Origin of the sequence: Marinobacter sp. 3-2 (assembly GCF_003751355.1) — a bacterium.
Lineage (GTDB): Bacteria > Pseudomonadota > Gammaproteobacteria > Pseudomonadales > Oleiphilaceae > Marinobacter > Marinobacter adhaerens.
In genome coordinates, this window is record NZ_RJUQ01000011.1 from 1 (window position 1) to 15,212 (window position 15,212).

The window sequence follows — 15,212 nt, forward strand, 5'->3', positions numbered from 1 at the left end:
GCACAAGGGGCTGAAAATGAAATCGCCCTGGGAGTACCGGGCGGAACTGGCATCAAACGAATGAGGTGGTGTCCGGTTTAGCGGGGGCAACTACAATCCTCTCCATAGAATCTAAAGTTGCGATGGCGCATAATCGCAAGCAAGTATGATACATGCAAAGAATAAGGATGTTGGCTTAAATGGACCATCGAATTCTAGTGCTTGATGGCAATCAAAGGGCGGCCTTGGCGGCTGTACGCTCTCTCGGCTCAAAGTCTTTGTGGGCCGCCGTCGGGGAATCAACGACGACATCTCTGGCAGGTGCATCGAGATACTGCTCCCGACGCCTTCAGTATCCGGACCCTTACTCCTCACCAAGAGAGTTTTTCGATGCCATACTGCTTCTTATCGATCAGGAAAGAATTACGTTCCTATTACCAATTACCGAAGCAACCACTTACATCTTGATGAAATACCGGTCTGAGCTACCTGAGTCAGTCATTCTGCCTTTCCCATGCTCAGCCGCAGTTGAAAGCCTTTCAAACAAAAACGAACTCTTTGAGTTAGCTGAACGGTTGGAAATCCCAATTCCACAGACCATCGTGTGTAGGAATGCCGAGCAGGGACTCCTAGCTCTCGAATCTATCAATCACTTCCCTATTGTCATTAAGCCATTCAAGTCGAAAATTCTCACACAAGGCTCGATAACCTCAACTCACGTATTTATTGCTGGTTCGAAAGAAGAGGCTTCACTAGCTCTGCAAACTCATTCCTTCTTCAACTTTCCTTTCACGCTACAGACATTTGTATCCGGACATGGCGGGGGCGTTTTTGCATTGTTCAACGAGGGAAAGCCGGTTTGCTTCTTTGCCCATCGGCGACTCCGCGAAAAACCCCCGGGCGGAGGAGTCAGCGTACTCAGCGAGTCTTCTCCAATAGATGAATCGCTACGTGCTGCAGCCGAGAGGCTTCTAAAAAGCGCAAATTGGCACGGCGTGGCGATGGTGGAGTTTCGGATATCTGACGATGGTATAGGTTATCTGATGGAGGTTAATCCGCGATTCTGGGGCTCCTTGCAACTAGCTATTGATTCTGGCGTGGATTTCCCCTGGCTCCTTTTCCAAATCTGCACCGGACAGAGGACTTCAAAAATCATTTGGAAACCCTGTCGACTTCGATGGCTGCTAGGTGATCTGGACAGGCTCTACCTGATACTCAAGGCGCCGAGATCAACTTATTCAATTCGCAGGAAAATATTGGAGATTCTGAGGTTTCTAAAACCTGGGCGCTTTACTCGCCATGAGGTAAATCGATTGGGAGATATTGGGCCAGCCTGGTACGAGCTGCGACAGTATATCGCTGCACTAAAAAACTAAAAATTTCGAAGGCAACTCATCCAATGCCTTATCTCGAGCTAAAAAGGCTTGGAGTGAAACTACCACTAACTCGCCAATCCTTTTTTAGCTCTTCCAATCCATTTACGATCTGCAGGAACTCTGAGTATTTTTGTGGCAAGGAGAAACGCGGCATTTCGAATGGGCAATTTCCATGTTTGGCATACTCTTGGATCGTGTTGAACGCTAATTCGAAGCCGGCGCTCTTGAGCTCTTCAATGTCGGTAGAGTCATAATCGGATTGTCTTCCGGTTGGGTATGCAAACACTTTTGGATCAAAACCCAGCTCCTGTTGTATACGTTTGCGGGATTCGTTGATCTCAAAGCGTTTTTCATCTCTCGGCAACGCCGAAAGTATTCGATGAGAATAGGTGTGAGGATAGACCCCGTGGCCACGAGCCCTTAGGGACCGGGCATCTTGCCAAGACATCGGCCGGTAAGCAGCGGGGATTTGTTCTGGGAAGGGAACTTCAAGTTTCGGGTATAATTCTGATGTTATCCAGGCATAGATGGCCTGTTGTTTTTCCAACTTCAGTGAATTGCGGATTTGACGAATCGTTGCCTTTAGATCATTCGATTCAAGATCTGCGAAATACCCAGAACCCGAAGGAAGAGTTATTCGAACTTTTGAAACTTCGCTGTGATTGAACGCGTAACTTACTTGATCATCCCAAGGCCAGAGTTTTTGATCCAACAAACCAGTAATCACAAAAAAATTCAACGGAAAACCGTATTCTTCGAACACTCGCGCCGCCAAGTCATGGTGATCATAGAAGCCATCGTCGATCGTAAACACCAAAGATTTTGATGGAAAAGCAGAGCCTCTCTCAAGAATTGAACAGAACTCCTCCATGCCGAGCACGCGAAAGTTGTTTGCTGAGAGATAGTCCAAATATTTGCGAAGTGTTCCTACAGAAATTTTTCCTGAAAAGTGAGTCTCGCTCTCATCTATCCGATGAAGCAGGAATATCGGCAATCTGCCTGGCTTCAAAAACCTGTACAAGCCAGTTTCCCCGAGAAGGATGGCGCACTTCAGAAGAAAACCCCTCATTAACCGCCTCCTGCGTACTAACCCTGAAAGCGCATGCCGCTCCTGACAAAGCGTTAACGCCCGATAAGACATTGATACAGCTCGTAGTACGCGCTCTGCATACTAGTCAGGCTGAACCGCCTGAGCGCGTCGTTTCGAGCATCTTGGCCGAGCTGCGCTCTAAGACCTTGGTCACTCAACCGGGCAATAGCACTAACAATGGCCCCTGGATCTCTGACAGGTACCAGCAAGCCCGTCTCTGTGTCCCTTAGAATCTCCTCTGGCCCACCGCTTCGTGTCGCTACGATAGGTATACTAGCCATCATAGCCTCCACGGTTGAAATTGAGAATCCCTCTGATACGGACGGTAAAAGGAAGATGTCGGCTTGCCTTAGAATATTAACAACGTCGTCACGAAATCCAAGCCAGTGGATATTAGGATAGTTGTCGGCTTGGGCTATTTGGTGGCTCAATTTTGCAAATAGTTCCTCACGCTGATGCCCGACCACCACAAAATGGACAAGTGGATCGCGTTCGGCAAGTGCGACTGCTGCCTCAACAAGGTACTCATATCCCTTTGCCGGGCGTATATTCCCCACTGAAACAACAATAGTTGCGTGGGGTGGTAAGCCAAGTTCGTATCTCAGACCCGAGGCTTGCGATCTGAAGAACAAATCCGGATCGACTCCATTGTATATAAGCCTTAGTTTCTTATCCGGCAAAGAACTACGGTGCCGAAGCTCGTCTTGAAGTCGCTTAGAAACACAGACGATGGCAGAAGCACCAAGCCCTACAATAGCGAACTTCGCTTTCAGAAAGCGCTCGCTGGCGGCAACATCAACTGCTCCATGGAAAGTGGCAATCATGGGCTTTCTGCAAATAAGAGCGACCATGGCTCCATAAACATTGGAACCCAAAAGGTGGGCGTGGATCAGATCAACGCGTCTTTCCCTGACTAACCGCCTTAACTCACTGATATAGCTAAAATTGAAACTCCCCTTAGAATCAAGGAAAACTGGTTGGATGCCGAGCTCCATAACTCGTTCAGACACCCATCCTTTGCCCCTAAGCACGACTACATTGTTCAGCCTAGAGACTTGCATCTTCTTCAAAAGGTTTATGAATACGGTCTCCGCACCGCCTGGGCCCGTAGTATCAATTAGGTGCAAAACCGTTTTCATGTCGTCCCTTCGAGATTCCCTTTGCCTTTTGCCCAATAAAGCGTACGCAGAATTGGGCTCTTGACCAGCATGATAGAGATTAGCTGATAGGCGTCTGTTGCAAATCGCGCTTTGTAATCCTCCCGGCGCCCGACCCCGGCAAGCATGTCTAGCGCGAACGTTTTGTTGTCCTGAAACGCACTTTCAAGTGCGTATCCAAGGTGTAATGAGCCGAGTGCGATTTTCTTGTGAAAGCTTTCGTCAAATCCCGCCTGAATATTGTAGACAACTCCTCGATACCAGACGTTATAAACGACCGAAACGAGCCGATCACCGCAAAAGAGTGCGCTTAGCAAGGGCTGAGCTCCCTCTTTTTCAACACGGGACAAAAATTTTAAATGAAAATCCCAGCTTGTTTGATCGAAGCATGGTTTGCCCCATCGAGCTTGGTGGAAATCGTTCAAAGCGGAGAAGAAAGAATCTGGCCGGCTCGGCCACAAATTTTCCTCCCGTACCGTCCCTTGAGCACCAAGTAGTTTTCTCCGGTTATATAGCCGCAATCGGCTATTAGGCCCTAACGATGCCAGATAATCGGAGAAGCTCCCCCGAGTCGCAACGAGGTATCCGTCATCTTTAGCCACAAACCTGAGGCCCCAACTATTTCGAGCTGCAATCTCATACAATGCTGACAACTCGTCAGAATCTCCGGGCAAGTCACTGAAAAAAGCTTCACCCCATTTACACTTCGCGAGCAGATTACCCAGCTCATCAACCACATTAAGTTTCGCTTTAGCCGGGAAAAAGGAATTGTGCTCAGTTCGCGGTGTTTTTAACTGCCTAGAGCTTGTTCCTACAAACTGGAGTGAACGGATCGTCAAGAGTCCCCTGAACCTATAGTTGGACACGTAGAGCCCTGGAACTTCTCCATCCCACAATTCAACCAACTGAAAACCTTTTGTGTGTCCCCAGGTTTCCCACCAGGCGCTTTGCCACGCTTTTGTCTGAAATACACTCATCAGGGCAAGACCTTCACAATGTGCGGCCCGATGAGATTGGCCAGCCAGACAGGCATCCGTTGCCACACAGCAATCATTACCCGGAATTTTGGATTTTTGGGATTGAGTTTCGGCAGGGCTTTTTCCTCTGGCAGCAGGTAATCCCAGTACAGCTTGACGGGTTCTGCACCCCACTGCTGCTTGAAACGATAAGTCCCGGCATCTTCGCTACAACGGCCAAAATCGAACACTCGGAATCCCTGCTGGACGGCAAATTCCAGTATCTTCCAATACATAATCATATTGATGCTGGTGTGATTGTAGTTGCGCAGTGTTGATGCCCAGGGGATCTCCATTCTGCTCCGATAACCGGTTAAAAAGGCGCAGCCTACGGCTTTTCCCTGAATCTTGACCACTGCAAGCCAGGCTTCACCATTCAGGGTTTCCAACAGATTTCGGAAAAAGCCTTTGCCATACACAGGCGTCCCGAGGTCACGCATGTTGACAGAAAAAACCCGATAGAATTCGTCGAGGAGCTCCTCCCCGCCGATAGCAAACTCGGTCATTTCACGTTCACCACGGCGAACCTGGGCCCGTAGTTTCGGCTGGAAACTGTCCCATAAGTCGGCTGCTTCGGAAGGCAATGACAACCAGAAACTCACTTTATCGGTGCGCTGAGGGAGGCCCAGTGTATTGTCCTGACAGAACCTCAGTTCAACGTGGCCGGCCTGCAACTCTTGGCGCCATTGCTCAGCTTTTGTAAGGAGCTCGGCTGCAATTTCGGGATTGTCTGCCAGCACCCCGCCATAATTAAAATAAGGCATTGAGACTAGGAAGTTGCCGAACAGCCGACTTTTCAGTTGGACGAGAGGCAAAACTCCAACAATGCTGCCGTCGCGCGCCGAAGCACAGAGGAATTGGGTTTCGTGTCCGTAGGTCTTCTCAATAAATGAAGAAACAAGAGGTCTGTGCCAGATGGACGCACCAGGGTGCCCGGCTACATAGGCTTCAGCAGCGTCCAGGTTCTGAGCGCCAACTGGTTCAACGGTTATTGGTTGGGATTGCGCCTGCTTTGCGATGGCGTGTGGAATGGAAACGGGCTTCGGTACCCACTTCTTCCGGGTCACTCCCTGGTTAAGCTGCTTTTTGACAAGCTTCTGGAGCTGCTTGATCTCCCCGGCAACACGTTGTACTTCATTAACCAGTTCTTCGGTATTCTCGCCGTTTTTGCGCGCCTCACCCACCAGCCGGCCTAATCGGCCTTTGGTCGCCTTGAGCTCTTCCAGCCTGACCCTGGAGGCCTCCAGGTTGGCAACAGGCATCTCCGTTCCCATCAAACTATCCTTAGAAAGCTCTCAAACAGTAGCTACTGGCACATTCTCAGACAGCAACAGCTTTGGTGGAAATATCCATCTCGGACAACACATCAGAGACGGAGCCAAACCGGAAATCTGTAAGCAGGCGCTCAAGCCGCCCCATACATTTATCCAGGTTGTTGTAATGTCGAAAGCGAGAGAATGCTTTGACTTTCAGCCTTGGTTGTCCTGTATCGATTTCCCAGGGGTGGAGGTAAAAGATAAAGGGCTGCCCTGCCCTGTTGATTCTGCCCAGCCCCCAGTGACTCAGCCAGTAAGGGAACAAGCGGAAATAACCACCGCCTGCAATAGGCAGCCGATACTTACCGATGGGGCAGGTAGACAGAGGAAACTCGGTAAGGGTCCGGCCGTTAGGAGCTTTTAGAAGATAAGGCTCGTGCGGGGTGCCAGGCATGCCGTAGCGATCGTGATGAACCGGAAAAATGGAAGAGTCCCACGTAAACCCTTCATCACACAGAATATCCAACGCCCAGCGGGATTGTGCGGTAATGGAATAGCTCGCAGCCCTGTAACCCGTGATCGGCTCTCCCGTAATGTCCTCCAGAATACGTTTGGACTTGCGCGTTTCTTCACGAAACACTTCAGGGCTTTGCGTATAGACCAGCTGGTGGCTATAACCATGACTGGCGATCTCGTGACCTGCTTTCTGAATCTTCCGCACCAGCTCCGGTGAACGCTCCGCCACCCAGCCCAGGGTAAAGAAAGTTGCTCTAACGTTGCGATTTTCAAACAACTGCAGTAACCGCTCAGTATTGGCTTCGACTCGATACTCCATAGAGGGCCAATCATCACGATCAACGGCCTCAGCGAGCGCGGCGACCTGAAAATAGTCCTCTACATCAATTGTCAGGGCGTTTTGTCTCACTTCCTTGGTACTCCGAGTATGGAACATCAGTATTTGAAAATGCGGTGGCTCAGAAGAAACGGTAATTCAGTCCTATCAATATCCAGTTCTCTTCATATTCGCTTGTAGGTGCATCACTTGTTCTGGAGGTATGGCCAATCCTGCCCGAGACACCGAGATCCCGAGTGAGCTCGTAAGTCAGCCCGACATCGAGGCTGGCTGTTTCCTGGTCAACGTTGTCCACGTCGAACGTCTCATATTCGTATCGGAGCGTTGAGCCGAAGGTCAACAAAGGGATGATCGGCCGACGATAACCGAGTGATAGCCCAAGTCGGTCCTCAGTTTCGTTTGCGCGAATGTAATCAGATCGATTGGCGAAGGCATTTATGACAACTTGTGATCCATCGCTAAATTGTCTTCTCAAACCGGTGTCAATCGCCGTTACTTCGAGTTCACTTACTTCCCGAAGGTCGAACACGAATTCACCGAATCGAATATCAAAATCAGAGGTTTGGTCTGTAAGCTCCCGGCTGGCATTCAGATAGAAAACAGTAACGGGATTAATATCCCGTTCCAGTTCAATGTTGCCTACCCACCCATCGCTCGATTGGCTACTTCCTGCAAAATCACTCTGAATCTTGCTGACCCCAAGACTGCCGGCAATGCGCGTTGTTGACCATGTTTTGGAGAAAATCACGCTCGCCACATCGGTGTCAATTTCAGCACCGGTGTCAAAGTCTACCTTGTTGGTTGAGAGAGTAATTCCACCGGAAAGAGACTCACTGAAAAGACGATTCCAGGTCGCAGAACCAATATACCGCTCGCTATCAGTTTCTTCTGGTTCACTGAACTCGGTATTTTCGTAGCTGGCCGACAGCCTCAATTGATCAACCCTGCTCAGGGGCAACACATAGACAGGGCCGGTACGGAAAACATTCTTACGGGTTGTATTGTCTGGCGTTTCCGTCCCGCGGGAGTCCTGCACGACATCGCGGAGATTATCGGAAATTTCCCAACTAAAGCCATGAGCAATCTTACAGTTCCCCTGGAAATCCAGAGTCGTATAAATTTCCGGATCATAGGTTCTGTCGTGCCAGATCCCGTAGCCAATATCTGCGAGGGAATCGGTTTGACACTGCCCTGGATCACTCTGGTGAGATAGCTGGAAATTCAACCGTGTCTCCACATCACTAACCGCGTCAGCAGAGGAGTTGGTTACGTTATCACTGTACCGATTCCCTAGCCCCACAGATAAAGCCAAAGGCTCAGCAATCGCAGATGTCGTAATAAAATAGCCAGACAACATTCCAGCAAGCGCCAACGGCAGCTGTTTCCAAAGCTTAATGGAACTAGCCATTGATTACCGCTCCGACAAATTTCTCAGAATTGAACGCCCCTGCTGCATCCTCTATGCCATCTGGCGTCATACCCGCATGAGGAACCACTAGCATGGCGAAGTCACAGAGTTCGGTCAGAATCCTAGCATCCGGAGACTCAGTAATGGGCGCGGTATCAAGAACGACAAAGCGATCCGGGTACCGTCGGCGCACCGCCTGTAGAAACTGTTTCATTCGAAAAGAGGTGAAAAATTCACTTGGTGTCTCTCTTCGGCTGCCGGCCGGTATAAGGCGCAACCTCGGTATTCCTGTGGGATAAAGAATTCGGCCAATGTCGTAATCCGGGTCATCAAGGAAATCCGTAAGCCCGGAATCAGGCATTATATCCAGCATCGAATGCAGCGCAGGTTCCCTGAGGTTGCAGTCTATGATAAGTGCAGTTTTGGCCTCGTCGAATGCAAACGCAGCGGCAAGATTTATGGCAACGAAAGAAGAGCCGGCACTCTCGCAGGCTCCGCTAACCACCAACGTAAAGTTGTTCCCACCGGATTTCTCAAGAAGTTTGGTGCGCAGGTTTCGAAAATGGTTAACAAGTTTGCGATTCGGCGATTCGGGGTAGACGATTCTTCTTTCTTCCAGATCATCCGGTGTCAGGCGCCTGGGCTCCTGCATTCGGGCAATCTGCTTGCTGATGACATACTTGTCGACGCTGCCAGCTCCGAGCTCAAGAGAACTGGGCACCAGCATTCTTGAATCGTCCCACTCGCCGAAACGGTCCTCGCCCCTGCGGACAATTTCCGGCCTCCTAACGTCCTGTTGTTGGCCTGCGTCGGAAACGTCTTCACCATCCCTGTTCATTTTCTCAAGCTTCCATTTCTCGAAATCCGATAAGACGCTGCCCTCGGTTTCGGCTTTCCTGTCATTATCCTTTCTATCCTTGTCCGCTTTGGAATCAGCCATCAGATAACTCCAAACACAGATGCCAGAGCCACGGCCAAATAAGCAGCCGTCACTAAAATGGCCATGAGAACGACCGCGACGGTAACCCTTCTGTCCCGTCGTTTCTCGAATGGTGTTCGAACCTCAGGCAAATGCTCCAGCACCGTAATATCAAGAATCTCTTCAAGTTGTTCCCGAGAACGAATACGAGGATCTATTTGTAATAGCCCTGCTACAGCGCCGAATGGAGCCACAGCCCCTAGAAAAAGACCGGCCAACGCAAACATCGAAAACTTTGGCCCTGTGGGGCTGGTAGGGTATTGCGCGGCCTCGTTTATCTTATAGCTGAGGCCCTGGCCTTCAATGTCCAGATGCATGGATACCCTCGCTTTTTCCCTGCGTTGGAGAAGATCGTTGTAAATATCCCTATTTACCTCCATGTCACGGGTTAAATTCGAATACTGGGCTTTGTTTTCCTGAATGCGCTCCATACGACGCTTCTGCTCTTCAATCAGCCGTTCAATGGAGCGAATCCTCGTCTCAACCGTCTCAACATCTGTATTCGTAGTTACCAGTTCCGATCTAACCTGTTGGTAAACCGGATTAGGCGCGCTCTCAGACCCGGAGGAACCACTTGCAAGCTCTTGTTCCTCTTGAGCCTGAGCTCTTTGTTTTTCCAATTCCTGAATTTGCTCACGGAGGATCACAATGTCCGGATAAGTATCGTGATAACGCAGTCTCAGTGAATCAAGCTGTTCTCTCATCGAATCAAGGCGTTGCCGATAAGCATCCACAGTGCGACCTTGCCTTATTGTCGGACTGATTGCATTTAACTCTCGTTGCAGCGAACTTGCACGAGTCTGCAGCTCTTCCTTCTCCAGTTGAGCAAGCTCAAGCCGACTCTGCAGATTGGATAACCGGGAGTTTGCATCTGCCTCGGTTCCATCAACATTCTCGGACAGGAACTCTTTCATCTTCGATTCTACTTCCGCTATTTGGGCTTCGTAGCTTTTCACCTGCTTGTCTATGAAATCATAAGCGGAACGACTCTCTTCCCGCTTTCGTCTTGCGTTTTCCTCAATGAATGCCTGGCCAAGCTTCTGAGCCACACGAAATGCTGTGAGAGGTGAAGAGGAAGAATATCCGATACTGAAATAGTTATCGCCTCTCTGCCCGACGGACATGGCACTTCGCAGACCATTGATTCTCTTTTCGAGTTCCTCAGGCCCGAGATTGGTCTGATCACCACCAAAAAGTTCATCGTCTTTGGCGATATCCTCCAGTACAGTTCTCGACGCCAAAAGTTCTCTTGCGGCCGATATTTTTTCAGTGACTTCCGTTGCCACGGCCCGCCCTTCCATCAAGGGCTGGATGATGTTTCTGTCATCAACAAATATCACGACCTCGGATTGGTACTTGTAAGGCCATAAAAAGCCGGCTGCCAGAACGCCAAAGCTGACCAATGAAAACATCAGGCAGGCGAGCCATTTATGGGCCCTGACCTCCCTTAAAATTTCTTTTGGCAACTGGTTGATGGGAAGAGCCATGTCGAATATCCGTTATTCAAAGGCGAAGTTACAATTCGAGTACAGACTGCCTCAGAGACTTCTCTCGGGTATTGTGAGAATGTCACCAGGCCTCAATCTGTAATTCGTGGATATATCCCCTCTGGAAAGGATTTCATCCAACCGCACGGGAATAGCAACGACTTCGTCGCCCAGCACCCTGTAGAGGACCGAATTATTCGCAGCCGCAAAAGGGGTTACACCACCGGACGTAAGTACCATATCAAGTACCGTCATACCTGCTCGGTGAGGAACAGAGGTTGGTTGCTGAACAGCCCCTGTAACCCGCACTCGTTCAGTGAATTCGTGGCTTCCCATACTGGTAACGACGATACTGACCTGAGGTTCCCTGATATAAGCTGACAGGCTGGTCTCAATATCGTTCGCCAGAGCTTCCGGTGTGCGCCCGGATGCCTGAACATCGCCAACCAGTGGCACCGATATTTTGCCATCTGGCCGCACCGGCACAGAGATACTAAGATCCTCATTACGCCAGACCGAAACCCGAACAACGTCTGTTGCCCCGAGCACATATTCATCAACGGAATCCGTTGTATCAACCGCCAGAGCTCGCTCGATCTGCTCGGGTGTCGAGACTGTTGGCCCGGCACAACCCGAACCGAACGTCAGAATTGCAAGACACGCTACTAATCCAGGGATTGAGTATTTCATTGACATTGTAATTACTCTCCAAAGTTCCTTATGCGTTTCCATGTAGCAGCTCAAGCGGGCTCAGAGCTATCTGGATCCTTTCTTGAACAATACCACTTCCACTGTCTGAATTATAATCAACAAATCGAGCAACATACTTTGATTCTTGATGTAATAAAGGTCGTAACGAAGCTTCTCTCGGGTGTCTTCCTCATTGTCGGCGTAGGCGAAACACAACTGGGCCCAGCCCGTTAAACCAGGCTTCACCCGGTGGCGCTCATCATAAAAAGGAATTTTCTCGGAAAGTTGCCTAACGAAAACCGGGCGTTCTGGACGGGGCCCGACAAAGGACATCGTTCCATTCAATACATTGAATATCTGCGGCAACTCATCAACGCGTATTTTGCGAATGATTTCACCAACTTTGGTAACCCTTGCATCATTCTGGCTGGCCCAGACAGCTCCATGCTTTTCAGCATCGGTAATCATTGAACGGAACTTGTAAACTTTGAATACCTTTCCATTCAAACCCACACGTTCTTGACTGTACAAAACGGGAGCCTTGAAACCGTCTTCAATCTTGATCGCAATGACTGTAAGCAGCATTAAAGGCAAGCCCGCAACTAATAGCACTGAAGCGGATAGAATATCGAGAGAACGTTTGCTGAATCCGGATACTGAAGAGAGATTGAAGCCGTCAGAAAATACCAGCCACCCCCTCGTCACCATTTCAAGCGCGACTTTTCTTGACTCTCTCTCATAGAAGGTAGCGCCGTCCACGATTCGGATCCCTTCCATTTTGCACTCCAGGAGATCCTCCATCGGAAGACCTTTTCGCCTGTCATCAACAGCAACAACTATTTCCTGAACCGGGTTTTTTAAAACGAACTGGTGTAGGGAGAAAGGTAGGCGAAGCAAGTGCTCCTCAGGAATCTCAACCGGCTGACCTGGCAGCGGTACAAACCCCTGGAGAATAAAACCTTTCCGGTTAAACGGAGTTGTCAGGTCTTCGTGAATCTGCCGAGCCCTGTGTCCAGCTCCGAGCACGAGTACTTTTCTTTTAAATGCGTCCTTCCCCGCCAGAGCAAAAAACATCCAGCGGCAAACGCCCAGAAGAAAGAAACCGAAGACAGAAGCAGAAGTCAGTAAATCTGTGAAGCCCAAATACCAGAGCCAGTCGTTCGACAAGATATAAATAAAAGCAGAGGCGGGCACGCCAATAATGAGGGCGAAAATAGTCCTCAGCATCATTCCGGACATACCCTCATCAAGACGGGACTGATGCACGCCCAGCGAGATCATGATCAAAAGGTTTATCAGCGCGAAAACAAGCGCCGAGGGCAGGAGAAAGAGGTAGCTCTCTAGAAAGAACGAGACTTCACCAAAGTGGCGAAAGAACACCGCCAGAAAAAAGCTGAAGACCAACACAATTAAGTCGATCAGGCCCAGAATAACGAAGGGAACGTGGATGTAATGCCTGAACAATCTGACGTGGGCCACGCCAACTCCTTTTGCTGTCCAATGTAAACACTTCTGCGCATCCGATGCGGCAGATAAGACACTGAACAGAGTTTACTGCATTTTAATGATACTGCAATCGGCCGATGGCCCGCTCACAAGCGGCAAGAGCTCCAGCAAGTCAAAGCACCCTGCTCTCCAAAAAGCCAGGGTGCTCGGTACTTGCTCAATTTAGGCTGATTTACGACGGCGAGCCATTCCCAGGCCCAGCATGCCGAGTCCAAACAAAGCGAGCGTACCCGGCTCAGAAACAGCTTTTACATCCGAGATACCAACGACCAGATCATTGTAATCAAAGTCTCCATTGAGCAGGTCCTCAAATGCAATAATCAGGGAGCTGTTGCTGAAGGCGCTGTTGAAGCTTTTGCTGACATCGAAAATGCGAGTCATGTCAATGCCACCGTTCAATGCAGCATCAGAATAGAACTTAGTGCTGCCGCGCTGAAGATAAAAACCAAAGGTGGAGCCAATATCTGCAGTTCCAAATCTGGTTTTGGCCGTGCCTGCCTCGAGATCAAAATCAACTCTGGAATTTTCATTTACATTCGAGGTGTCGCCACCCTCGAACACCTGGAGTGCCTCGCCAGTGTTGTTGATGTCGTAGATACCGAAACTGTTGATATTTGCAAATCCGGCAAACTCGAACAAAAGAAAAGCACCCGCTGAATCGGAATCACCGTCTGTGTCGGTCAACTGTGCGTATGATAGGCCGGTGTCGTATATCGGCCCGTCGCCCGAGGTATCGTTAAAAATTGCTGAACCATTGTCAGCTTTGAGATCGAAAATATCGACCGGGCCTGCGTGCGCAAATGCACATGCCCCGGCGAGCATTCCTGCTGAGATCAGTTTTGAAATCATTTTCATAGTACTGCTCCTTTTTTAGAGTTATTGTCAAATCTGGTGTATGACCATCAGGCAGCGCTCCTGTCAGATTGATCCTCCACCGGTATTCCATCCTGAAACTGCACGTTGTCCACGACCAGCTTCAGTTGGTTGAACCCCTTGATCCGCTTCCAGCGTTTCTGGGCGGATTGGAGCAACTTGAACACCATCGATAACGTGGTGTCGCGATTGCCACAAGACCGGCTCCGCTTGGTTCTCAGCCGTACTGTGGCGAAGGTGGATTCAATCGGATTGGTGGTCCGTAAGTGAATCCAGTGAATCGCCGGGAAATCGTAGAAGGCCAGCAGCTCATCCCGGTCCTTCTCCAGGTTTTCCATGGCCTTCGGGTACTTGTCCCGGAACCGCCGCAAAGCGCTGTCAAACGCCTTGTGGGCGCTGTCACGAGTCTCTGCCAGGTAGATCTCATGCAAGGCTGACTTCACCTTCGGTTGCACCGACTTGGGCAGCTTGTCCAGCACATTGGCCGTCTTGTGCACCCAGCACCGCTGGTGCCGGGTGTCCGGAAACACTTTGCTCAGAGCCTTCCAGAAGCCCAGTGCGCCGTCACCCACAGCCAGCCTGGGCGACGGCTCCAGACCACGTTCCCGCAAGTCCGTGAGCAGCTCTCGCCAACTGGCCTCGGACTCCCGGTGGCCATCCTCGACAGCCACCAATTCCTTGTGGCCATGCTCAGTCACGCCGATGATTACCAGCAGACAGAGTCGATCGTCCAGCCGGACGTTGCTGTACACGCCGTCGGCCCACCAGTACACATAGCGTTTCTGGCTCAAGTCCCGGCGCTGCCAGTCCTTGTGCTCATCCAGCCACTTCGCCTTGAGCCGGGAGACCGTGTTCGCCGACAACCCGTTGGCCTGCTCGCCGACCAGCGCGCTCAGGGCCTCCTGGAAGTCACCGGAGGAGACGCCCCGCAGGTAGAGCCAGGGAATCAGTTCCTCCAGACTCCGGGCACGCTTCAGGTAGGGTGGCAGCAGGTGGCTGTTGAAGCGAATGCCAGAGCCACTGCGGTCCCGGACTTTGGGAACCTGGACTTCTACGTCGCCGACGCCGGTCTGAACAGTGCGTTTGGGAAGGTGCCCATTGCGCACCACAGCACGGCGGCCATCCGGTGTCTTGACGTCTGCGCACTGCTTCAACAGGCTCTCCAGCTCCGTCTCGACAGCCTGTGCAATCAGATCACGGGCACCCTGACGGATTAACTCGTGCAAGGGATCGTTGCCGGCTACCTCTGGTTGTGAAAGAGCATGCAGGTTAGACTTGGACATGGCGTATCATTCCTCTGTTGGTTGTGATCGTCGCGGTGATCAACCAACAGGATACGCCACCCCTTCAACCTGCTTCCATACACCAGAAATCACCATAACTCCCTTTTTTACTTCTATATCTTCTTGGTGTCCCAAAAGCTAAGCACATTCCAGGCCAAATTTTTAAAGTTTTTAAAACAATACCTTAGGATACACTGGAGAATGACCCGTAAATTTTTTCGACATTTTAAGCACGGTCTCTGACAGTCAAAAAGCCGCT

At 50.3% G+C, this 15,212-nt stretch carries 13 protein-coding genes; 1 reads left to right on the forward strand and 12 read right to left on the reverse strand.

What is annotated here, in order from left to right; translation table 11 throughout:
- Window positions 1-179 precede the first annotated feature (179 nt).
- The gene (locus EDB94_RS01785; RefSeq protein ID WP_108017297.1) at window positions 180-1,355 is read left to right on the forward strand and encodes an ATP-grasp domain-containing protein; all 1,176 of its coding nucleotides are present in this window, start codon (window positions 180-182) and stop codon (window positions 1,353-1,355) included.
- 28 nt (window positions 1,356-1,383) lie between these two features.
- Here EDB94_RS01785 and EDB94_RS01790 read toward each other — a convergent pair whose 3' ends face one another.
- From EDB94_RS01790 to EDB94_RS01845, 12 genes are all read right to left on the reverse strand, one after another.
- A complete protein-coding gene (locus EDB94_RS01790) occupies window positions 1,384-2,424 on the reverse strand; it encodes a polysaccharide deacetylase family protein (RefSeq protein ID WP_181258995.1) in 1,041 nt (346 codons plus the stop codon).
- Between the two features lie 53 nt (window positions 2,425-2,477).
- Window positions 2,478-3,584 carry a glycosyltransferase family 4 protein gene (locus tag EDB94_RS01795; RefSeq protein WP_108017299.1) on the reverse strand — a complete coding sequence of 369 codons (1,107 nt, stop codon included), beginning with the start codon at window positions 3,582-3,584 and terminating at the stop codon, window positions 2,478-2,480.
- Window positions 3,581-4,579, reverse strand: coding sequence for a GNAT family N-acetyltransferase (locus tag EDB94_RS01800; protein WP_108017300.1), 999 nt, complete (start codon window positions 4,577-4,579; stop codon window positions 3,581-3,583). Before EDB94_RS01800 ends, EDB94_RS01795 begins: the two co-directional genes overlap by 4 nt.
- Window positions 4,579-5,892: a FemAB family XrtA/PEP-CTERM system-associated protein gene (locus tag EDB94_RS01805; protein WP_108017301.1), complete on the reverse strand. Its 1,314-nt coding sequence runs from the start codon at window positions 5,890-5,892 to the stop codon at window positions 4,579-4,581. Before EDB94_RS01805 ends, EDB94_RS01800 begins: the two co-directional genes overlap by 1 nt.
- A gap of 46 nt (window positions 5,893-5,938) precedes the next feature.
- Window positions 5,939-6,826 (reverse strand): XrtA system polysaccharide deacetylase, encoded by an 888-nt coding sequence (locus EDB94_RS01810; protein WP_108017302.1) that lies wholly within the window; start codon window positions 6,824-6,826, stop codon window positions 5,939-5,941.
- 22 nt (window positions 6,827-6,848) lie between these two features.
- Window positions 6,849-8,135, reverse strand: coding sequence for an outer membrane beta-barrel protein (locus tag EDB94_RS01815; protein ID WP_260312497.1), 1,287 nt, complete (start codon window positions 8,133-8,135; stop codon window positions 6,849-6,851).
- A complete protein-coding gene (locus tag EDB94_RS01820; protein ID WP_108017303.1) occupies window positions 8,128-9,075 on the reverse strand; it encodes a polysaccharide biosynthesis protein in 948 nt (315 codons plus the stop codon). Before EDB94_RS01820 ends, EDB94_RS01815 begins: the two co-directional genes overlap by 8 nt.
- Window positions 9,075-10,601, reverse strand: coding sequence for an XrtA system polysaccharide chain length determinant (locus tag EDB94_RS01825; RefSeq protein ID WP_108017304.1), 1,527 nt, complete (start codon window positions 10,599-10,601; stop codon window positions 9,075-9,077). The genes EDB94_RS01820 and EDB94_RS01825 overlap by 1 nt, the downstream gene beginning before the upstream one ends.
- 51 nt (window positions 10,602-10,652) lie before the next feature.
- Window positions 10,653-11,333 (reverse strand): XrtA/PEP-CTERM system exopolysaccharide export protein, encoded by a 681-nt coding sequence (locus EDB94_RS01830; RefSeq protein WP_228743682.1) that lies wholly within the window; start codon window positions 11,331-11,333, stop codon window positions 10,653-10,655.
- A 24-nt stretch (window positions 11,334-11,357) separates the two neighbouring features.
- The gene (locus EDB94_RS01835; RefSeq protein ID WP_108017305.1) at window positions 11,358-12,770 is read right to left on the reverse strand and encodes a TIGR03013 family XrtA/PEP-CTERM system glycosyltransferase; all 1,413 of its coding nucleotides are present in this window, start codon (window positions 12,768-12,770) and stop codon (window positions 11,358-11,360) included.
- A gap of 189 nt (window positions 12,771-12,959) precedes the next feature.
- Window positions 12,960-13,652, reverse strand: coding sequence for a PEP-CTERM sorting domain-containing protein (locus EDB94_RS01840; RefSeq protein ID WP_108017912.1), 693 nt, complete (start codon window positions 13,650-13,652; stop codon window positions 12,960-12,962).
- A gap of 47 nt (window positions 13,653-13,699) precedes the next feature.
- Entirely contained in the window at window positions 13,700-14,953 is a 1,254-nt protein-coding gene (locus EDB94_RS01845) for an IS256 family transposase (protein ID WP_008172221.1), read from the reverse strand.
- Window positions 14,954-15,212 lie beyond the last annotated feature (259 nt).